A 21,124-nucleotide genomic window follows, 5' to 3' on the forward strand; every position below is an offset into this window, starting at 1 on the left:
TCTGTTGCTCCACTGATTCAAAAGCATTGCTGATTAACGTGGATGGGCAATAATCCACGGTGCATCATACCAGCCAACTTCGGTTGTGGGCTGCTCGCGCCATTGTTGCAAAATATGCAGGTGGAATGGGGCTAAAGCTGGGTATTGATCGGGCGCAAACCAGCCCATTTGGTCAACTTCGCGCGAGGCTTGGAATGTACCACCGATCACCGTGCCACAAACCACAAATTCAAATTTAGGGCGGTCGCGGGTTACCCCGATTAATGCCAAGCGGTCGGCCCGCACCTGCAAGCCTGATTCTTCGCGTACCTCGCGTTCGAGGGTTTCGAGCGGCGATTCTGCTTTGCTCATCCAGCCGCCTGGCATGCCCCACGGGTGCGAGCGGCGATAGGTATGGTGAAACAACAACAAGCGCCCTTGCTCATCGGTAATAATTCCGGCTACGCCCAGCAAAAAATGCTGATTGATCACGTTTGCTGCCAACCAATGTAAACGTGGCGGCAAGCGAAAGCGTTTTAATAAAGGAAAAATAAAGCTTGGTAATTCCATAATAGCCTCAGTCCAAATCAAAATGAGATCATTAAAGTATAAACTGATTGCAGCGCTTGCTCGACCAAGTTAATTATTTGCCCTAATTAGGCTACTTTGAGACCGAATTTTGCCGTTTTAGCTAAAAAGTAGAACATCCTAGTTGACAGAACATATGTATTTTTCTATAATAACAAGTAGAACGTCTATTCGTGTATGGCTGAATACCCACAGCTACGTCGGCCCAGAAAGGAAGCGCTTCAATGAGCGGATTATCGCAACGCCAACAACGGATCTATGATTACATCAAGCAATTTATTCGCACAAATGGCTATGCTCCGGCGATTCGCGATATTCAACGCGAGTTAAGTATTTCATCAACCTCAGTGGTTGCTTATAACTTACGCGCCCTCGAAAGCAAAGGCCAAATTCGCCGCGAAGGCAACATCTCGCGCGCAATCGAATTGATTAATGTTGAACAACCATTGCCCACCGTGCTTGGTGGTCAACGCGTGCCAGTGCTGGGCGTTATTGCCGCTGGCCAGCCAATTCCAGGCCCCAACGAATCAACCAACTCCGAAGATTCGGTCTTGGTGCCCGAAGAAATCGTTGGCAGCGATAAGCTGGGCGATGTCTATGCCTTGCGGGTCAAAGGCTATTCGATGGTCGATGCCTTAATTGCCGATGGCGATATTGTTTTGTTGCGCTATCAGGAAACCGCCGAAAATGGCGAGATGGTCGCAGCCCGCATTCGCGATGAAAATGAAGTTACTTTGAAGCGGATTTATTGGGAAGGCGACCGCGTGCGGTTGCAGCCAGCCAACGTCACCATGGATGCGATGTACTATCCATCAACCAATGTGGAAGTGCAAGGCCGCGTGGTTGGGGTCATTCGCAACCTCGGCTAAAATCCCATTCCAGACAGCATACCCAAAGGGACGGAATTAATTCCGTCCCTTTTTGGTTTTTTGGTTAATTTTGGCTTGGGTTTCGATCAGCTTGGTTTGTTGTTGCTCAAGCTTGTGCTGTTCTTGGGCCTTTTTCAAGGCAGCTTCGCCCAACTTAACCCCAACCGCTTTGAGCTCGCGATCGTAGGCCCGCTTGCCTCGCCACAACAAAAATGGAATCAAAACCGGCCACCATGGCTTGAGATCTTGAAATCGCTGACGATATCCATCAACTTGCGCTCGTACACTGGTGATATTGCTGAGGGTAGCTAAGATTTTTTGCTTGACCATCGCGCATACTCCCTACTAAAGCTAGCTGCATTATAGCTGAGATTGCCAAGCTATGGCCGTGATGTTGAGCTAGGCCATAGCTTGAGCTTGCAGATTCGATGCCAAGCCTTTGGATTTAGCTTGCTTCGCCGCGACCTTCGTAGGCGGCAACTGCCAAGCCTGCGCCAACGCTGGTGAAGGGATCTTGCTCACGCAGCCGATCTTCGCTGAAGCGGTCGGCTAATAATTTGATGAAGCGCGGAATCCGTGAGGAGCCGCCAGTGCGCAGCACCACATCAATTTGATCGTGGCTGAGGCCAGCAGCCTTGATTGTGCGATCAACACAAGCGCCAATCGAGCGCGCTTCGGGGCCAATCAAGCGCTCAAATTCAAAGCGCGGCAACAAATGGTCAAAATCGATGCCATCAACATGCATGCTAATTTCAACTTGGCGCTCGCTGGAAAGCTGGCGTTTGGCTTCCTCGGCGTGTTCGTACAGCACCAAACCGTAGTTCTCGCGCACGAGGGTGCGCAATGCCTTGAGTTCTTTGGGTTTATCACTAGTGCGCACCGCTTCTTCAATAATCTCAAGCATTTTGGGCGTATGCATTTCGAGAATATTTTGCCAGTTGTCGAGGTGCTCCAAGAGGGTTGCAGGCAAGGGCAATTTGCGTGGGCCAAGTCGTGCGCCATCGCCAAAATATTGGCGTAACGCCCCAGTCACGATTTTGCTATCGAGTACATCGCCGCCAATTGGCACGCCATCAGTGGCCAATACCTGACGCTCATTGCCGTCAATCGCCATCACGGTTACGTCGAGTGTCCCGCCACCAAAGTCGAACACCACAATATTGCGGCGTTGGTGTTGGCTGGCAGCAAAGGCGTGGGCAGCGGCAACTGGCTCGGGCATAAAACTCACATTCGGCAAATCGGCCAATTCGCATGCTTCGCGCATACGCCGAATCGCCAAGGCATCGCCTTCCGGCGTATCGGCATAGTGCACAGGCCGCCCGACCGTAATGGCGCTAATTTTTTCGCCAGTAAAGCGCTCAATTTCGCGCCGAATGGCACGCAGAATTTTGGCAATCAGTTCTTCGAGCGTGGTTTCTTGGCCAAACACGTTGGTTTTGATGTAGGATGGATCGCGGAGCATGGTTTTGATCGATTGAAACAAGCGGCCTGGTGGATTGCTATCGACCATGCCTTCAACCGCTTGGACGATTGTGCCAACTCCAGAATAGGTGTTGGTGACTGTGCCAACATAGCGCCGTTCGTAGATAATCTCGCGGCCAACATTGCCCTCAGTAAAGGCGTTGATCGCTGCGCGGCCAAATAGTTGCTGGCCTTCTGGCGTAATAAACAGCGCAGTGCGTAACACATTGGGGTTTGCCGCTACGGAGTCTAGCGGAACCAAGGTTACCTTTGCGCCATCGTAAATTGCTGCGGTCGTATTAGTTGTTCCGAAATCTAAGCCTACCCGCATCGCAAAGCCTCCTTAAAATGTATGGGTTGCACGGCGAAATGCCGCCCAAACCCAAAACTGGGGGGCGGCTGGTGCAGAACATGGATTGTAACAAAGCATTTTGCTTCCCATGATCGGTCTTAAGACGGATGTTGGATGGGCAATGGTGTATTTTAGCCAGCGTGCACGCGGATTTGGCGTGAGGCAACGCTTGGTTGATTAACCTCAAGCCTGCAAAGTCCATCGTTGGTTGGTTGCAGCCAAGCCTCGCCTCGATTAAGCTAGGGTTTGTATTGTCCGCTGAGGAGCTTTTGCGTATGAGCCTCGCCCTAATTTCACACGATCATTACCTTGACCATGACCAGCCTGAACACCCAGAGAATGCCAATCGTTTGCGAGCGATTCATGCGCTGCTCGCTGCTGATGATGATTTGCAACAGCATTTAACCACGCTTGAACCACGCCATGCCAGCGTTGCCGAGATTGAGGCTGTGCATGTGCCAAGCCACTTGCCAAACCTGCAACGTATGGGTCAATTTGGCGATTGGGCTGATCCTGAGACCTACATTTTGCCAGATTCGGTTGAGATTGCCCAGCTTGCTGCTGGTGGTTCGATTGTCGCGACTGATGCGGTGTTGAGCGGGCTCCACCCCAATGCTTTTGCCTTAGTGCGCCCGCCAGGCCATCACGCCACTGCTGATCAGGCGATGGGTTTTTGTTTATTCAATAATGCAGCCATTGCCGCCGCCTTTGCTCAACGCGAATATGGCCTTAAACGAGTGGCAATTTTGGATTGGGATGTGCATCATGGTAACGGCACCCAAGATATTTTCTACACCAACCCTGATGTGTTGTATATTTCGACTCATGGCTGGCCGCTTTGGCCTGGCTCAGGCCATTGGAAGGAGATGGGCGAGAACGCTGGCTTGGGCACGACGCTCAATTTGCCCTTGCGCCCCTTGACTGGCGATATGGGCTTTAATTTGATTTTTGAGCATACCATTGCGCCAGCAATTCGACGCTTCGAGCCAGAGTTATTAATCATCTCAGCAGGCTATGATGCCCATGTGTATGACCCATTGGGTAACTTGGCGCTCTCAACTGGTGGTTATGCCCAGCTCGCTTCCATCGTGTATAATTTAGCCGCCGAGTGCTGCGACGGACGCTTGGTGGGCTTGCTTGAGGGTGGTTACAACCTCGAAGCCCTTGCTCAAAGCCTCAATGCAACGCTGCACACCTGGGTTTCTGGTCAGCCTGCCCCTGCGTTCAATCAAGAATTCAGCCATACCCCAGAACCAGATGTTATGTGGCTAATCGAGCATTTGCGCCGCGAACATCCGCTTTTAAAGGGATGAAGGATGAAGGATGAAGGATGAAGAGCATAGGGGTTGGGGACTGGGTGTCGGGGGCTGGGGATCGGTTGGTCAGCCTGTGCCAATAGCCAATAGTCAATTTCCCTTCGTGTCCTTCACGTTCTTCGCGGTTTCTGGCCATTGTGGATCAATGTTTTAACCCAGAGGCGCAGAGAGCCGAAGGATGAGGGATGAAGAGCATAGAATATAGGGATTGGGGACTGGGTGTCGGGGGCTGGGGCTTGGCAATTGGCGCTTGGCGCTTGGCTATCGGAGATTTATTGGGATTCCAAATTAGCCTATAGCCAAAAGTCTATCCATACCGATCCTCAACGACCGATACCCGATCCCCTCGAATACATACAAGGACAATCAATGATTGCAGTGATAAATTATGGGGCTGGCAACTTGCCAAACGCTGTGCGCGCTTTGGAATATGTGCAAGCGCCGATCGAAGTGGTGACTGATCCGGCTGCTGTATTAGCAGCTGATGCTGTCGTGTTGCCCGGGGTTGGCGCAACCGCCGATACCATGCGCTCGTTGCGCGAAATGGGCATGGATTCGGCGATTCGCGCGGTAATCGCCCGTGGCACGCCATTTTTGGGCATTTGTGTTGGCATGCAAGTGCTGGCCGAGCAAAGCGAAGAATTTGGCTTGCATGAATGCCTTGGTTTAGTGCCAGGCACGATTCGCCGTTTCGACCAAGGCCTGAAAGTGCCACAAATTGGCTGGAATAGCGTGCAGCACGATGGCAGCGCTTTGTGGGAGGGCATTCCCAATGGTGCTGAATTTTATTTTGTCCATTCCTACTATTTGGCAACCAATGACGCTGCTTTAGTTGCTGGGCGCACCGAGTATGGACTGACTTTTCCAGCTGCGATTGCCCGCGATAATATCACTGCCGTGCAATTTCACCCAGAAAAAAGCGGCCAATGGGGCCTCAAATTGTTGGGGAATTGGGTTGAATTGGCGCGGGGTCGGGCGTTGGGGATCAGGGATCGGGATTAAGTCTCAAACAAACTTGGCAGGATCGACATAATCTGGATCGTAGAGCCTTGGGCTGGTTTGGCAATGGAGCCGATCCTCAACGCCCGAAAACCGATCCCCACTACTTATAGGAGCACCATGCAACTTATACCAGCAATCGATTTGCGCGATGGCCGCTGTGTGCGGCTTGTGCAAGGTGATTTTGAGCAAACAACGGTTTATGGCGACGATCCGGTGGCGGTCGCGCAACAATGGGAAGCAGCAGGCGCAAGCCGCATTCACATTGTCGATCTTGATGGCGCCAAGGCTGGCCGCCCAACCCAAACCAGCACGATTGCCGCAATTACCAAAGCGGTTGGCGTGCCAGTGCAACTTGGCGGCGGCCTGCGCGATGCAGCCAGCGTTGCGGCGGCCTTTGAGCTTGGCGTGAGCGATGTGATTTTGGGCACAGTGGCAGTGCGCAACCCAGAATTGGTCGCCGAATTAGTTGCCCAATATGGCAAGGCAATTACAATTGGCATCGATGCCCGCAATGGTGTGGTTGCGACCGAAGGTTGGCTGGCAAGCAGCCGCCAGCGTGCCACCGAGCTAGCCGAACAAATGGCCCAACTCGGAGTTGCACGGATCATCTATACTGATATTAGCCGTGATGGCACCTTGAGCGAACCAAATTATGCGCAAACTGCCGCTTTGGTAACGCCCACTGGCCCGGCAATTGTGGCCTCTGGTGGCATCGCCCGCGTTGAACACTTGGCGCGTTTGGCTGAGCTTGGCATTAGCGGGGCGATTATCGGCACGGCACTCTACACAGGCCATATCGATTTGGCCTCGGCAATTCAAACGATTGAACACGGAGGCTAAACGTGTCGTCATCGAAACAAGATATTACCGCTCGTTATGAAGAGGAGCGTTTACGCGCCCAAGAGCAATCGCAATTACTCTATTTACAGAATCAAATCGATGAATTGCGGCGTCAAATCAAAGACGTCAATGGTAAATACGCCTGGGCAACCGAGCAATCGCGGAAATCTGAAGCAGTGGTGGCCCAACTGCAAGGCATGATCGAGCGCCAAGCCCAAGAGCAAGCCCAAACTTTAGAAAGCTATCGGCGTGAATTAACCACCTTGCGCAAGGAAATTGCCAACAGCACCGTGCGTATGGACGATGGGGTCAAGCCAATTCGCGATATTCAGCTTTCGTTGGCCCAACAGCAAGAACATCGCAAACAAGATTTGCAAACATCACAAAGCTGGTTTGCCCGCATCGAATTGCTCGAACAACGTATGAGCGATTTCGAAGCCCGCATCCGCGAGCAAAACGATCAGTATCGGTCACTCGGTGGCCAGCTTGAACAGTTGCGCGCCGTTGATGCTGAAACCGTGCAAGATATGCGCAAACTCAGCGAAGATGTGCAGATCGAAAAGCAACAAATGCGGCGCCAAGCAGTTGAAACCCAACAGATGGTGATCGACATCGGCGAAGGGATTCGCGAGTTGCGTTCGCGCTTCGAGCGGCTTGAAGATTTGCAAAAAGGTGTCGAGGCTCAAATCGAGCCACTGCCTGAGCAGATTGAGGTTGTGCGCGCTCAATTGCCCGATATGATCGCCGAAATTAAGCGCATCGAGCGGGTCAGCACTGAACGCTTCTTGATGAACCAAGAGCGCTTGGAAGAATTGCGTGGGCAACATAACGAGCAGCTGGATGAATTGCGTTCGGTTGATGAAATTCATCTGCGCCAAATTATGGGTTCGTTGGAGCGGATTGATACCTGGTGTCATGAGTACGAATCGAAGCTTAGCCGTACCCAAAATCGGCTTGAAGATGTGCAAATTGCCAACTTGAGCCGCATGCAAGATTTGGAACGGCGCGAAGTGCAAGCGCTCAGTGATGTTGTTTCGGCGATTCAAGGCCGATTGCAAATTGCCCAAAGCGAAATCTTGGAACGCGGAAGCGAGATCTAAGCATGTTGACCCGTCGAATTATTCCTTGTTTGGATGTTAAAGCTGGCCGCGTTGTCAAAGGCATCAGCTTTCTCAACCATCGCGATGCTGGCGACCCGGTGCAATTGGCGGCCTTCTACAACGAATCGGGCGCTGATGAGCTGGTGTTTTACGATATCACCGCCTCATCCGATGAACGCAATATTATGGTCGAAGTCGTCGAGCAGGTCGCACGCCAAGTGTTTATTCCCTTGACCGTTGGCGGTGGGATTCGCAGCGTCGATGATATGTATCGAATGTTGCGAGCTGGCGCAGATAAAGTTTCGATCAACACCGCTGCTGTGCTCAACCCACAATTAATCGAGGATGGCGCCAAGCGCTTTGGCTCGCAATGTATTGTGCTCTCGATGGATGCCCGCCGGATTAACGAGCCAGGCCAGCCCAGCCAATGGAACGTGTTCACTCATACTGGCCGCGATCCACGGCCAACGGGCTTGGATGCAATTGAATGGGCCAAACGAGTGGTCGATTTGGGTGCAGGTGAGTTGGTGATCAACAGCATGGATGCTGATGGCACTGGCGCTGGCTACGATAACGAACTGCTAGCGGCGATTAGTGCCCAAGTTGGCGTGCCGGTAATTGCCTCTGGTGGTGCTGGCAAGCCCGAACATTTGCTGGCTGCGCTGCACGAAGGCCAAGCAGATGCAGTGCTGGCAGCCTCGATCTTCCACTTTGGCACCTACACGGTCGAAGCCGTTAAGGACTATTTGGCAGCCCAAGGCATTCCGATGCGCCGCACCCCGAGGCCAGTATGATCATCACAATTCGTTTTTTTGCTGGCCTGCGCGAAGCCCTCAACCAAAGCAGTTTAAGCGTAGAGTTGGCTGAGGATGCAACGGTTGAGACGGCGCTCCAACTTGTGGCCGAGCTACATCCAAACTTGCCTTTGACGGGCTTGGCCTATGCGATCAATCGCCAGTATGTGCCGCTTGATGCAACCCTGAAGCCCAACGATGAATTGGCCTTGATTCCGCCAGTTAGTGGAGGCTAAGGTGCAAGCATTTTTGGTAACCGAAAGCGTGTTGCAGGCTGAGCCGTTGCGGGCCTTGGTTGCAGATGCTGGTCATGGTGCGATTGTGCTGTTTGAAGGCGTGGCACGCAACAACTTTGGCGGGCGCGCCACCGCCTTTTTGGAATACGAAGCCTATCCCGAGATGGCCGAGCAGCAATTAGCCTTGTTGGGCCAACAAGCTCAAGCCCAGTTTGGCATTGGCAAAGTGGCAATCCATCATCGGGTTGGCGTGTTGCAGATTGGCGAAACAGCGGTGCTGATTGCGATTGGCTCAGCTCATCGTGGCGCAGCATTTGCTGCGGTGGCTTGGCTGATGGATCAAATCAAATTGGTGGTGCCAATTTGGAAATGTGAACACTGGGCCGATGGTTCGCAAGAATGGGTGGGTCAGCGTTGAAGCACTAAGGTGAACTATGCGATTGCTCGAAAAACTAGCACGATGGTGGTGGCGTTGGTTGCTCACAATACTAAGCTTGTTGGGCATGGCGCTGCTTGGCGTGATTGTGGCGAGTATCGCTGGTTGGCTGCCGCAACCAACTGTCCTGCGCTTAACGCCGTTGGCTGGTAGCCGCGAATTGCCGCCAGCCACGGCCTTGGAATTCAATTTCAACCTGCCGATGGATCGATCGAGCGTTGAAGCTGCGCTCGTCATGACGCCGCCAGTGCGGGGCCGTTGGCAATGGGAAGGCCGCACCCGCGCGCGCTGGCAGCCAGAATTTGGCTGGACTCCTGGCACGACCGTCACTGTTCAATTGCGGCCAACTGCGCAATCGATGTTGCGCCAAACCTTGCCAACCACGGTTTCAACCCAGTTTGCTGCTGCCCCAGCACCCTTGTTGATCTTTCGCTCGCCATTGCCCAATGCCACGATCGCCCCAAATATGCCAATCTTGTTGCGTTTCAATCGGGCAATGATTGATCATGCCAGCCAATTCCAGCGTGATTTAGCTGAACTCAGCATCGAGCCAAGCGTTGCCCGTCAAGTACTCTGGCTTGATGATCGTAGCGTGTTGGTGCAGGCAGAATGGCAGCTCGGCCAGCGCTACCAACTAAGCCTGCAAAATCTCAACGATTTGTTGGGAATTCCGGTGCAAACCAGCCAATGGCAACTCAACGTTAGCGAGCCAAGCGCGATTGCGCTGCCAACTGCGCAAAATATCGAAGCGAATCAAGCTTTGGAGTGGGCTTTTGAAGGGTTGCTTGATCAAACCATAACCAAACAGTTAATTGATCGGATTCAATTTACCCCAGCCCTGAGCGCGACATGGCAGGTACACTATCAAGCAGAGCCGTTGCCCCAAACTATTTTGCGCGCTACCCCAGCTGGAGCTTGGCCAGCAGGCCAAACCATCACCACCAGCCTCCAACTGAGCCAGCCAATCAGCCAAGTTTGGCAAATCCAACCCAAGCTGCAACTGATTGGTTCGCTGCCCGGGCGCGGCGGCAGTTTGGCACCCGCCGATTCGTTGCGCCTCTTGTTTAACCAAACGCCTGAGCGCGAGCAGATTGCGGCCCAACTGTTTATCGAGCCGGATGTGGCCGATGTGGCGATTAGCATCGTCAATCAACAAGCCTTGATTAGCGCTGCTTGGCAACCAAGCACAAGCTATACGCTGACCTTAGCTGGCTCTGCGCCGCTGAATTTTCGGACCCAAGCCCAAGCCCAGCCATTACACATCGAAGGTGGTGGCTATTCGTTGTTGCTGCCCGAAACGCAGGCCGAATTGCGCTTGCGTGGCCGCGAAACCAGTCGCCTCACCGCCACCTTGTATCCAATGGATCGGGCGGTTTTGGCAGCAGCCTTGCAACAACCGCAAACGCCGCTCAATCCACAGCGCTACAATCTCCAACCCCAACAGCAATGGCAAATTGGTGCGGCTCCTGCCCGAACATTAACCATCACGCCAACCCAAGGTGCGTTATTGTTGCAAATTCAAGCTCCCAATGCAGAGCTTGTGCAACATGTGCTGATTTGGACACCTTATCGTGCTCAACTGTTGGCGAGCGCCGAGCAAGCCCAAGCTTGGGTGGTTGATGTGGCAAATCGTCAGCCAGCCGCCGACGAGAACTTAAGCATTTTGGCGGGCGTGAGCCAATTAGCGATGGGGGCAAGCGATCAGCAGGGGCTTTGGCAAACCCCAATTCGCGCTAGCAGCGGGCGCTTAGTGTTGCTTGGGGGCGCACAAGAAGCGCCGATTGTGGCCGAAACCATTATTCAACCACAGCGCCAAGCACCAAACTTGAGCAGCCAACTCATGCTCGAACGCCATAGCTACCAAGCCAACCAACAACTCACGATTATTGGCAGTACTCAATTGGCTGCTGGCTTAGCAACCACGCCAAGTTTGACGCTCGCCGTGCTCGACCTGAGCGGCCAAGCGATTGCCCCCGAACAAACCTTTAACCTGACCCAAACGCTTTGGCTCCGCCAAGTGCAACTTGCCGCCGAAGTTAAACCAGGCTTGTATCAGGTTCGACTGCGCTACGCCAATCAGGTTTTGGCCAGCCAAACCTTTGTGGTCAACGATCCTGCGCTTGGCTATCAGGTTGTTTTGCCCGAATTTCAGGCCGCCAACGCGCTTGTACCCGCCGAAATTATTAGCGATCTGCCGCATCAACAGGGTTCGTGGCGCTTGCTCGATCAAAACAATCGCCAAGTATCGGCGGGGGTTTGGCAAAGCAACGCCGCTGGGATTGCCCAATTTGATTATCAACGTAGCCAAACCTTGCTTGGTGATTATGTGTTGGCAATTCAGCTTGGCCCGCAAACCAGCTATCACTATCTCCATATTCGCTATGCTGCCGATTTGCAAGCCAGAGCCAGCCAACAATTGCTCAACCAGAACCAAGCAGCAAGCATCAGCTTCCAATTACGCGATCAACAAGGCATGGCCTTGGCCAATCGCAATCTCCAAATCGAAGTGACTGGTGCGACTTCGAGCACCCAAAGTTTGCGCACTAACGCTGCTGGTGAAGCAATTTGGCGCTCAACAGGTTTGCGTTCAGGCCAATGGCTGATTCGGGCAACAAACCCAGATGCTGCAAGCGTGGAAGTGCCGTTATGGGTGCTTGGCGCTGCCAGCGAACAACCGATTGGCCGTAGCCAAAGCAGCTTGGTTGACACGACCGAGCTAGCCCTTGCGCCGCTGACCAATCAAACTGCCACCAGCGTGCTCGTGAGTTGGTTTGAAGGCAGCACCATTCGCCAGCAACTTCAGCCGTGGGTCGCAGACCAGCGCATCGCAATTTCGCCAAGCTTGAGCAATACTCAGCAATTGGATGTTGCCTTGGCATGGCTTGATGACAAACAACTGCGCAGCAGTAGTAGCCAAATTCCTTTCCAAAGCGTTGCCCCGCTTGAGTTGACGCTGGTTGTCAGCGGCTCGCAATTAGTGCTGGGAACCCAACGCGCTGGTCAGCCAGTCGCCAGTATGGTTGGCTTGAGTTTTCAATCAAATTTCACAACCAACGTAGCAAGCCAGCATCGCCTGATCCGCACTGCGAGCAATGGCCAAGCTTTGCTCGATTTGACGGGCTTTGGCGCTGGGCAAATCGAAGCCTTGGCCAGCGACGGCCTGAGTAGCGCCGAAGCCACAACCATTTTTGGGTCAAGCCCGCCAATCGCTGCTCAATTGCTGCTGCCTGAGCGGTTGCTGCTTGGCGATCAATTAAGTGTCACGGCGCGCTTGAATCTGCTGGCAACACGCGGCGGGATTCCACGCATCACGCTTAATTATGATCAAGCGCAATTGACTGCGCTCGCCGAGCCAACAACTGGTAATAGCAGCCGCATTTATAGCGCGACCCAAGGCTTAGTTGCCAGCAAACTTGGCACAACCATGCTGACCGCGACCTTCGAGGTTAATCAACAAACCCAAATCATCACCAAGAGTTTGGCTATTGATCCGCCAAGCCAAGTCTTGTTGCGGCAAAGTCGCTTGATTACCGAGCCAACTGATATTACATGGCAAGTGCCCACCGCCAACCAAGCAGCCTCAATCGAGCTGGCGATTGCTAGTTTGGCTCAAGCAACCCAAGCCTTGCCCAGCCAGTTCAATGGCACTGATCCGCTGAGCTTGGCCGGACAAATCGCCATGGCGCGCTATGCCGCTCAGCCCGCCAACGGAGCGATTGTGCAATTGACCAAGCAGCAACTTGCCAATGGCAGTTGGAGTTGGGATGGCCAAAGCGGCGATGTGCAATTAACCGCCTTGATTGTGCAGTTGATTGCCAGTGAACAACGCTCGCCCGATCTCAGCCAATTGACTGCTAACGCAACTCGTTGGCTAGCCTTGGTTAGCCCACTTGATCCCGATTTGCGCAGCGAAATGTTGTTGGCCTTGGCCCAAAGCAACAAAACTGTCGAAGCCCAAATAACCACTTTGCTCAAAAATAGCCAACTGACTGTGCCCCAACGCTTGCGCCTGATCTATGCCTTGGTTTTGCTCGATTCGCCCCAAGCTGATCAATATTTGGCTAAAGTGCGCCAAATGTTGAATCAACCCTTGGAACCCAGCCCTTGGATGAGCCGCACCCGTCAAGCTGCTATGATTGGCTTGATTTTTGAGCGCAGCCAGCCAAGTTCGGCGCTGCGAGCGCAGGTGCTGAGCCTACTTGCTGAGGGCTGGAATGGCACAACCTGGGAAGATTTGCCGAGCAGTATCGCAGTTTTTCAGCTTAGCCAACAGGATTTTCCAACCAGAGCGAGCTATACTTTTGGCTTGAATCAAGCAGCGTTGGATCGTTATGATCAAGCGACGCGCCTGAGCTTGCCAATTACCAACCAATTGAACCTCCAGATCGAGCCAAATGGGCCAATTTTGTTGGCTAGCCAAGCCAGTTGGCAAACTCCTGCTCCCCAAGCCCGCTTGCTCCATGCCACGCCAATCGCGCAGTTGGCCTATGGCCAGCAATGGCTTTGGCAAGGCTATTTGGTGCTTGAACGCGATGTTGAGCTGCTGCAATTGCGCTTGGCTGCACCCAACGGGGCGACGTGGCAATTGGGCGCAGCGCCAGGCTTAATCTGGCATGATGGCCAATTGAGTGCGACACGGTTACGGGCTGGAATTTATCCAATTCAACTGTTGGGAGTTGCACGCCAAACTGGCCAATTTGCGTGGCCTGCCGCCCAATTGACCAGCGCTGGCCAAACGCTTGAGCTTGAGCAAACTGCGCCGCCAGTCCGTATTCGCTGATGGTACAATAGCCCTATCTTTATTTTCAGAATTAAGGCAGATCAATGCGTATTCCAGAAGCAATTCAATGGATTGAACAATCGGGCAATGTTTTAGCCCAAGCCAAAATAACTCACATGCTTGAGGCCACGCCCGCTGATGAAGAATTACTTGATCAATTAGCGGCCTTGCAAAACGATGATGGCGGTTTTCCGCTGAATGGCGTTGCAGGGCGACCGAGCACGCTCAACGATAGCTGCAACATTATTCGCCATTTTGTTGAACTTGAGGCTAGCGACCATCCAGCGGTTGTTGCTGCTAGCCGTTTTATTCTCGATGCCCAATCGCCGCGTGGCTGGTGGCGCGAAAGCAGCAATTTGGCCATGTACAGCCCGCCCTTATGGATGGATAGCGAGTCGGATGCAGCGTTGATCTTTACCACCGCTGTTTGTTCTGCCAGCCTCGCCTTGTTGGATAACCCAGAGGTGAATGTGGCTGCCGATAAAGCCAATACGTGGTTGCTTGGCCAAATTGCCAATAATGGCTTATTGCCTGGCTTTCGGGTCGAGGCCACTGGTTGGGCGATGCTGGCCGCAGTTCTGTTGGGCCATCGCGAAAGTCGGCCAGTTAAGCGCATGTTGGGCGGCTTAGGCGATCTTATTTCCAACGATTGGGATGCGCCGAGCCTCGCCGTGATGTTGAACGCCGCTGGGATTGCCCGCATTCCCCGTATGACACGGGCGGTTACGCAAGCAATCAACGTTTTGCGCAACCTGCAACAACCAAATGGTGCATGGCTCAACGAAGATGGTCTGCCCGACCCCTTGCTGACCGCATGGATTGTGCGGATTGTGCGGCGCTTCGGCTTACGATAAATCAAAGCTCAATTGGCACTGCTGCCCCACTCTCAATACTCAGAGTGGGGCAGTTTGGTGTGATCGGCCAAAAGGACTAGAGCTGACAGATCGAAAGATCATTTTGCAATGCTGACAATTTTGGCAGAATAGTGATCAATCGCTGCAATTGCTGCAACTATTTTTTGCGGGTCAGCGTCTGAAGCAATAGAAGCCACGCTGATGGCAAGGAGTTGTAACTGTGGCCGAACCAACTGCTGAAATTCTCAATCGCGCTCAACGCAATGATCCCGAAGCAATGGGAGCATTGATTGTTAGCCAACAACATTATATTTACAACATCGCCATGAGCGTGATGCGCCAGCCCGAAGATGCCGCTGACCTAACCCAAGATGCTTGTATCAAGCTGTTGCGGGTAATCGGCCAGTATAATGGCGAAAGTCGGTTTACAACATGGCTCTATCGTTTGGTTATCAACCTTGGGCGTGACGAGTTGCGCAAGCGCGGTCGGCGTGCCCCAGAAATGCCAGCCATGACCGATGACGATGGCGAAACCGTCGATCCGTTATCGAGCATTGCCGATGATAATCGTTGGGCCGACCCCCAAGAAGTAGCCTCGAACCACGAATTGCGGGCCGAAGTTTCCCAAGCTTTAGATAAGCTTGAAGATCATTATCGCTTGGCATTAACCCTCTACTATTTTGACGATTTGCGGTACAATGATATTGCAGAAATTTTAGAAGTACCACTGAATACAGTCAAAAGCTATATTCGCCGTGGTAAAGAGCGCCTCGCGTTGCTCTTGGCCGCCAATCAATCGGAAGCACTCTTGCCTGCAAAGCGCGAGCCTGTTGCCGATGAACGGCCAAGCCGTGGTCGCTTTGCATTTGCCCTAGGATGGCGCTGAGGTGTGTCATGAAGCGTTGTGAACATCGAACCAACTATGATCTGCGCGAAGAAGCGTTAGATCCACAACTGACAGACCATCTTGATACATGTGAAAGCTGTGCTACCCGTGCCCGCCGTGCTGAAGCCTTCGATACGGTTGTGCGCTCAGCCATGATCACAACGGTTCCTGATGATCTGACGGCCAAGCTTCTGGCCTTGGTCCCTGGCTTGATGCCACCCTTGATGGTGCGCAGCAAACATTGGAAGTTGCAACGCCGTGCCTTTGTTGGCTTGAGTGGAGTTGCAAGCATTTTGGCAATCGGTTTGCTGGTCTATGGCTTGTTTCTCTTGGCTGGGGCGGTTGGCGTCGAACAATGGTTGGCGAGCGCAAGCACATGGCCTGGAGTCGCAATCGATTGGCTCTATCGCCATATTCCATCATCACGCTCGGTTGTGGCAGCACTCATCGCTGTGCACCAACCCTTGCAATGGATTATTCTCTTAATTTTGATTTGGCAAGTTTGGGAACGCATGCCGCTCCCGAACAAGCAACAAACCGCCTAAAAAAGCAACCCGCAAGTCGTCTGGCTTGCGGGTTTGGTTTGGGGGTACGATGATCAACCGTTTGTGGAATAGCTTGCTTGATCTCGTTTACCCGCCGCGCTGCTACAGCTGTGGCAAGGCTGGAACCCAATTTTGCTCAACCTGCCTCGCCGAATGTATTCCCCTGGCTCCTAATCAACGCCCGCAACCTTTAGCTGCCGATTCGCCACTTGAACGCGCCTTGGGTATCTATCCATTTCAAGGCAGTTTGCGGGCTGCAATCCACGCCTTTAAATATCAAAATGCCTATCCCTTGGCCCAGATTTTGGCGCCGTTACTGTTTGAATTTTGTGCGTGGCAAGATGTTGTGCTAATGCCCGTGCCGCTGCATGGCGTGCGCAAACGTGAGCGGGGCTATAATCAAGCAGAATTATTGGCCCGTAATTTGGCCAAAGCTTGGCAATTGCCACTCAGCACCGAGCTTATACGGGTGCGCGCCACCGAGCATCAGGTTGGCCAACAAGCCCAAGCTCGTGCAACCAATGTAGCCGGAGCGTTTGCATGGCATGGCCAACAGCCTGCGCCAGCCCATATTCTGTTAATCGACGATGTGCTGACAACTGGCTCGACCTTTGAAGCCTGTGCCAGTGCTTTGCTTGCCGCTGGAAGCAAGGTCGTTGAAGGTTTGGCCTTGGCCAAAGCGATTGTTAAGCCTGCGCCGCCACATGATAGGCCTGAATAATCCTAGCCCAACGAAATAGCCGCTCAACCACACCTTCTGGCTGATCAGGCAGATAGACATCGGCAATTGTCATGGCCCAACGCTGTAATTGCGGCTGGTGTTCAGCTTCTGGGCGCAAAACCCGCGTCGCTCCTGCATAGTGTCTGGCTGCTCGTTGACGTAATGTTGCGGTACTTACCCCATGGTCAAGATAATCGTTGAAGCCAATCCACAATCCTGCCAGCGCCGCCGCGCTAAATTGGGCTGGGTGTTGCAAATTGTAGCAGGCCACCACCAAAAAATGCTGGGCATGCAAGGCTGGATCAGTATATTCCCACGCGATTAACCCGCCTAGTTGCTCCCAACAAGTGAATCCTTCGACCTGCGGCGCACCACATTCGTCGCACATCTCGTTAGTTGGCATGGCTCACCTCGTTCGGTATAATCAAGCGATAGCATAAGCGAAAGCAAATGTAGCAACATCTGCCAAATGATTGATTAGCAATAGAGGAAATGCTTGCCTATGCAGCGTGCAGTTACCACCACCTATCTGCAAATGCTGGCGGAGAGCGAGCTTAAACCAAGCTCACGCCATGATCCAGCCTTTGGCTTTGCGCAAGTTCAGCGCATCAGCCCTGAGCTGAATCGATTTTTCTACACTGCCGTGGGTGGCGAGTGGTTTTGGCTCGATCGGCTTAGCTGGACGTATCAGCAATGGCTCGATTATCTCAGCCAGCCCACAATTCAAACATGGCTTGGCACCTATCAAGGGATTCCGATTGGCTATTGTGAATTGGTACAAGAGCCTGATGGCTCGGCCCAAATTGGCTATTTTGGCCTATTGGCGCAATGGCATGGCCAAGGTTTAGGTGGCCTGCTAATCACTGCGGTTATTCAACAGGCGTGGCAATTAACTAACTCGCGGGTTTGGGTGCATACGTGCACGCTCGATGGCCCAACTGCTTTGGCCAATTATCAAGCGCGTGGCTTTACGATCTATGCCGAAAAAACTGAGCTAGTCGAGTTGCCAAACCAAGCTCCAGGCCCATGGCTTGGAGCATTGCCGCAGTCGATTTAATCATTGAGAGGAGCGCATTATGAAACCATTTCGTTGGCTGAGCATCGGCGTTTTGTGTAGCGTATTGCTGGGTTGTGCCGCAACTGTGCAACCAACTGCTACTCCAACCACAATGACTAATCTGCAAGAAGCATGGCACCAATGGCCTGTGGTCTTGACCGATTCGTTTCGCGATAATCGGAATAAATGGATGGCTGGCCCTTTTCAATATGATAATGCTACTGGCAGTATGGATGTTGGTCCAGAATTATATCGAATGGAGATGAAAGGAGGTGATTCGTTAATTTATTCATCAGTGGCCGCAGAATATATTGTTGATAGAGAAAAAGGTTTTTACGCAAGTATTGATGCAAAATCTTTTGAGAAGGTACATGATACTTATGGGCTATTATTTTTATCTCAGGCTATAGATAATAGTGTGACAATAAATAAAGCTACAAATTTTTATTATTTTGAAATTATTGAAGATTGTTATCGCTTGCTCTATACTAATGAGAGTGAATGGAAAGAAATTATTACCTTAACAAGTTTACCCGAAAAATCGCAAAAAGAGTTTAATCGTTTAGCAGTTGTTGTCAAAGACAAAACGATTATGTTGCTTTTTAATGGCCTCTATCTTACCGATATTGAGGTTGACGATTTGCTGAAATTGGGAACTATTGGCGTGATATGTGGTGCTTATGGTGCTAACGTAACTCAAGTTTGCGAATTTGATAACCTTGAAGTGCGCAAGCCTGAATAGTTGACAGCTATGCTAGAGTAACGGGGATTTTGTTTGGAGGATGCAGTTATGGCTGATCATGCTGGGTTGATGATTCTGATTGCGGGTCCCTATCGTTCGGGCACTGGCGATGATCCGGCTAAAATTGCAGCCAATGTGCATCTGATGGAATCGTATGTGTTGCCCTTGTTTAATGCTGGTCATTTGCCAGTGCTTGGTGAGTGGCTAGCCTTGCCAATGGTCGATTTGGCTGGCTCTAAGCGGATTGGCGATGCAACGTTTAATGCCATATTTCACCCCATTGCTGAGCGCTTGGTGATTCGTTGCGATGCAGTTTTGCGGGTTGGCGGCCCCTCACAGGGCGCTGATCAAATGGTTGAATTGGCGAAAACCCATGGTCGCCAAACCTTCGCGCGCTTGCAGGATATTCCAAACTGTGGCGAATTGATCGATCCGCAAGATTATTAGGAATACAAGCAATGAGCGCAAACACCGAATGGCCTGAATTGAACGCCCAATCGAATGCTGCTTGGGAAGCCAACGCCGAATATTGGGATAGCTCGATGGGCCAAGCTGGCAATCGCTTTCATTTGCAATTGGTGCGCCCTGCAATGCTGCAATTGTTGGAGCTACAAGCAGATCAGCACATGCTTGATGTTGGCTGTGGGAACGGTCTATTTGCGCGCCATTTGGCCGAATTGGGGGCAACGGTGCTGGCAGTTGATGCCAGCCCTAGCCTGATCGAACGTGCCAAGCAGTATCCTAACCCTAGAACGCTTGAATATCAGGTTGTCGATGCGACAAGTTCTGAGCAGTTGCTTGGCTTGGGCGTTGCCAGCTTCGATGCGCTGGTTTCAACGATGGTGCTGATGGATTTGCCAACGCTTGAACCACTATTTCAAGCAGCAGCCAAATTGCTCAAGCCCCAAGGCCGTTTTGTACTGGCAAGCGTGCATCCATGTTTTCAAGCACCGCACAGTCGCAAAATTGTCGAGCAATTTGAAAATGAACAGGGCGAGGTTGAAACTCGGGCCCACATTCAAATTGGCAGCTATCTCACACCTGCCACTCATCAAGGCGTTGGGGTCGTTGGCCAACCAATGGCCCAATGGTTTTTTCATCGCTCGCTGGCCAGCTTGCTTGGGGTGGCGTTTGTAGCGGGCTTTGTGCTTGATGGCTTGTTAGAGCCAAGTTATGCGCCAGATACGCCGAGCACGCATCCGTTTTCGTGGGCCAATTTTAGCGAAATCCCCCCAGTTTTGGTGTTGCGTTTACGCCTAAGTTAATTGACTACTAATGCTAATGAGGGTCGAATATCCAAAATCGCATTACAATAATGCTAGTCTATTGTGTAAAAGGAGCCTAATGATGATGAATTACGAATAGCAATGCGTCGTGAGAATGCTGCATGAAGGTTCGGTATCTATTTGATGAACATGTGTCTCTGCGGCTTAAAGAAGCATTATTACGCCATAATCGATCAATCGAGATCTTGGGTGTAGGTGATCATCATGAGCTAGTTTTTGGTAGTAGTGATAGAGAAATTTTAACATTTAGCGAACAACAACAATATATTTTTGTAACTCAAGACTACAACACGATGTTTACTCATATAACAGAGCATATAGCAGCAGGATTTCAACACTGTGGAGGATTGGTTATTCGTCCGTTAACCCCTATTGGTATTTTAGCTGCCGCTCTCTATGAAATTTGGTATTGTACAGATTTGGAAGATTGGAATAGTGTTATCGAGTGGATTCCACTTTAAAGGGTACTAAAAGATGATATCTCGCCCATCGCATTATGAGCGAGATTTTCCCAACATTAAACCAACGACAATACATCGCGCAAATCGTGCAGAATTGGGCAATCGGCCTTGGCAATTCGCTTATGGCGATCGATCAAAGCTGCCTGCATGCCCACCGCGCGCGCTCCCAAGACATCTGCATAATAGCTATCGCCAATATGAATAATCTGCTCGGCTGCAACCCCAGCCCGTTTGATCGCTAGCTGATAGAGGTCGGTCATGGGCTTGGCATAGCCTGCATCCGCCGAAATCACCGCAAAATCGAAGTAGGGCAAGAGTTTGTTGTAGGTCAAAATTGGGCGTAAACTGCTGGCCCAATCCGAGACGATGCCAATCCGAATGCCTTGGGCGTGCAAACTATCGAGGGTTTCGCGCACATCGGTGAAGGGAACCCAATTTTCTGGCTGCTCGTAGTGCGCGATCAAGCGAGCGCCAAGCGCCGCGTGATCAAGGCTGGGATCGATTTGATCGAACAAGTGTTGATAGAATTCGAGCCAGAGCGTGCGAATTGTGGCATCGGAACTCCAATCGGTATTATCGAGCGCGTGATAGCGCTGATGATACCAACGATTGGTGGCGCGGCGGGCATCGCGAATTAAACTTGGCTCCGCTTGGAGGCCAAATTCCTGCAAAACCTCGCCAATTAAATCGTGAGCATCAACTCGTTCGTCGAGCAAGGTAAAGCCAACATCAAAACAAACTACTGGAAAACGCAACATGGGAACCTCGGCTAAATAAAGAAGAGGGACACGGAAATTTCCGTGTCCCTGTGTTTCAATT

23 protein-coding genes are annotated in these 21,124 nt (G+C 51.9%); 18 read left to right on the plus strand and 5 right to left on the minus strand.

Annotated features, from left to right (window positions below):
- Positions 1–33: 33 nt before the first annotated feature.
- Complete coding sequence (locus SE18_RS22670; protein WP_054536748.1) at positions 34–549, minus strand: NUDIX hydrolase; 516 nt, start codon at positions 547–549, stop codon at positions 34–36.
- A gap of 242 nt (positions 550–791) precedes the next feature.
- On the opposite strand from SE18_RS22670, the gene lexA reads away from it, so the two are divergent.
- Positions 792–1,436, plus strand: a complete 645-nt coding sequence (gene lexA / locus SE18_RS22675; RefSeq protein ID WP_054536749.1) for a transcriptional repressor LexA — start codon at positions 792–794, stop codon at positions 1,434–1,436.
- A 36-nt stretch (positions 1,437–1,472) separates the two neighbouring features.
- Here the strand turns inward: lexA and SE18_RS22680 are convergent, their stop codons facing one another.
- Both SE18_RS22680 and SE18_RS22685 read right to left on the minus strand, forming a co-directional pair.
- Positions 1,473–1,766, minus strand: a complete 294-nt coding sequence (locus SE18_RS22680) for a hypothetical protein (RefSeq protein WP_054536750.1) — start codon at positions 1,764–1,766, stop codon at positions 1,473–1,475.
- 115 nt (positions 1,767–1,881) lie between these two features.
- Complete coding sequence (locus SE18_RS22685; protein WP_054536751.1) at positions 1,882–3,228, minus strand: Hsp70 family protein; 1,347 nt, start codon at positions 3,226–3,228, stop codon at positions 1,882–1,884.
- A 296-nt stretch (positions 3,229–3,524) separates the two neighbouring features.
- On the opposite strand from SE18_RS22685, the gene SE18_RS22690 reads away from it, so the two are divergent.
- The 12 genes from SE18_RS22690 to SE18_RS22745 all read left to right on the plus strand — a co-directional run bounded on the left by SE18_RS22690 (position 3,525) and on the right by SE18_RS22745 (position 16,759).
- Positions 3,525–4,562, plus strand: a complete 1,038-nt coding sequence (locus SE18_RS22690) for a histone deacetylase family protein (protein ID WP_054536752.1) — start codon at positions 3,525–3,527, stop codon at positions 4,560–4,562.
- 372 nt (positions 4,563–4,934) lie between these two features.
- A complete protein-coding gene (gene hisH / locus SE18_RS22695) occupies positions 4,935–5,567 on the plus strand; it encodes an imidazole glycerol phosphate synthase subunit HisH (protein ID WP_054536753.1) in 633 nt (210 codons plus the stop codon).
- 117 nt (positions 5,568–5,684) lie between these two features.
- Positions 5,685–6,407, plus strand: coding sequence for a 1-(5-phosphoribosyl)-5-[(5-phosphoribosylamino)methylideneamino]imidazole-4-carboxamide isomerase (hisA, locus tag SE18_RS22700; protein WP_054536754.1), 723 nt, complete (start codon positions 5,685–5,687; stop codon positions 6,405–6,407).
- A 2-nt stretch (positions 6,408–6,409) separates the two neighbouring features.
- Positions 6,410–7,507 carry a coiled-coil domain-containing protein gene (locus SE18_RS22705; RefSeq protein WP_054536755.1) on the plus strand — a complete coding sequence of 366 codons (1,098 nt, stop codon included), beginning with the start codon at positions 6,410–6,412 and terminating at the stop codon, positions 7,505–7,507.
- Positions 7,508–7,509: 2 nt separating this feature from the next.
- Positions 7,510–8,301 (plus strand): imidazole glycerol phosphate synthase subunit HisF, encoded by a 792-nt coding sequence (gene hisF / locus SE18_RS22710; protein ID WP_054536756.1) that lies wholly within the window; start codon positions 7,510–7,512, stop codon positions 8,299–8,301.
- Positions 8,298–8,537 (plus strand): MoaD/ThiS family protein, encoded by a 240-nt coding sequence (locus SE18_RS22715; RefSeq protein WP_054536757.1) that lies wholly within the window; start codon positions 8,298–8,300, stop codon positions 8,535–8,537. The genes hisF and SE18_RS22715 overlap by 4 nt, the downstream gene beginning before the upstream one ends.
- Position 8,538: 1 nt before the next feature.
- A complete protein-coding gene (locus tag SE18_RS22720) occupies positions 8,539–8,955 on the plus strand; it encodes a molybdenum cofactor biosynthesis protein MoaE (RefSeq protein WP_054536758.1) in 417 nt (138 codons plus the stop codon).
- A 16-nt stretch (positions 8,956–8,971) separates the two neighbouring features.
- Entirely contained in the window at positions 8,972–13,753 is a 4,782-nt protein-coding gene (locus SE18_RS22725; protein WP_054536759.1) for an Ig-like domain-containing protein, read from the plus strand.
- Positions 13,754–13,797: 44 nt separating this feature from the next.
- A complete protein-coding gene (locus SE18_RS22730; RefSeq protein ID WP_054536760.1) occupies positions 13,798–14,607 on the plus strand; it encodes a prenyltransferase/squalene oxidase repeat-containing protein in 810 nt (269 codons plus the stop codon).
- Positions 14,608–14,827: 220 nt separating this feature from the next.
- Positions 14,828–15,493, plus strand: a complete 666-nt coding sequence (locus tag SE18_RS22735; RefSeq protein WP_054536761.1) for an RNA polymerase sigma factor — start codon at positions 14,828–14,830, stop codon at positions 15,491–15,493.
- An 8-nt stretch (positions 15,494–15,501) separates the two neighbouring features.
- On the plus strand, positions 15,502–16,038 hold the full coding sequence (locus tag SE18_RS22740; RefSeq protein WP_054536762.1) for a hypothetical protein: 537 nt from the start codon (positions 15,502–15,504) through the stop codon (positions 16,036–16,038).
- Between the two features lie 49 nt (positions 16,039–16,087).
- On the plus strand, positions 16,088–16,759 hold the full coding sequence (locus SE18_RS22745) for a ComF family protein (RefSeq protein WP_054536763.1): 672 nt from the start codon (positions 16,088–16,090) through the stop codon (positions 16,757–16,759).
- Here SE18_RS22745 and SE18_RS22750 read toward each other — a convergent pair.
- Positions 16,725–17,162, minus strand: coding sequence for a DUF5946 family protein (locus tag SE18_RS22750; protein WP_054536764.1), 438 nt, complete (start codon positions 17,160–17,162; stop codon positions 16,725–16,727). The two genes, SE18_RS22745 and SE18_RS22750, sit on opposite strands and share 35 nt — an antisense overlap.
- Positions 17,163–17,261: 99 nt before the next feature.
- On the opposite strand from SE18_RS22750, the gene SE18_RS22755 reads away from it, so the two are divergent.
- The 5 genes from SE18_RS22755 (at position 17,262) to SE18_RS22775 (ending at position 20,305) form a co-directional block, all read left to right on the plus strand.
- On the plus strand, positions 17,262–17,816 hold the full coding sequence (locus SE18_RS22755) for a GNAT family N-acetyltransferase (protein ID WP_054536765.1): 555 nt from the start codon (positions 17,262–17,264) through the stop codon (positions 17,814–17,816).
- 19 nt (positions 17,817–17,835) lie between these two features.
- The gene (locus SE18_RS22760; protein ID WP_054536766.1) at positions 17,836–18,558 is read left to right on the plus strand and encodes a hypothetical protein; all 723 of its coding nucleotides are present in this window, start codon (positions 17,836–17,838) and stop codon (positions 18,556–18,558) included.
- Positions 18,559–18,606: 48 nt separating this feature from the next.
- On the plus strand, positions 18,607–19,005 hold the full coding sequence (locus SE18_RS22765) for a hypothetical protein (protein ID WP_054536767.1): 399 nt from the start codon (positions 18,607–18,609) through the stop codon (positions 19,003–19,005).
- Between the two features lie 11 nt (positions 19,006–19,016).
- On the plus strand, positions 19,017–19,823 hold the full coding sequence (locus tag SE18_RS22770; protein WP_054536768.1) for a class I SAM-dependent methyltransferase: 807 nt from the start codon (positions 19,017–19,019) through the stop codon (positions 19,821–19,823).
- A 122-nt stretch (positions 19,824–19,945) separates the two neighbouring features.
- Entirely contained in the window at positions 19,946–20,305 is a 360-nt protein-coding gene (locus SE18_RS22775; protein WP_054536769.1) for a DUF5615 family PIN-like protein, read from the plus strand.
- 56 nt (positions 20,306–20,361) lie between these two features.
- On the opposite strand, the gene SE18_RS22780 is transcribed toward SE18_RS22775, so the two are convergent.
- Entirely contained in the window at positions 20,362–21,063 is a 702-nt protein-coding gene (locus SE18_RS22780) for an HAD-IA family hydrolase (RefSeq protein WP_054536770.1), read from the minus strand.
- Positions 21,064–21,124: the final 61 nt, after the last annotated feature.

The sequence above is a fragment of the Herpetosiphon geysericola genome (genome assembly GCF_001306135.1).
In the GTDB taxonomy this organism is placed as follows: Bacteria; Chloroflexota; Chloroflexia; order Chloroflexales; family Herpetosiphonaceae; genus Herpetosiphon; species Herpetosiphon geysericola.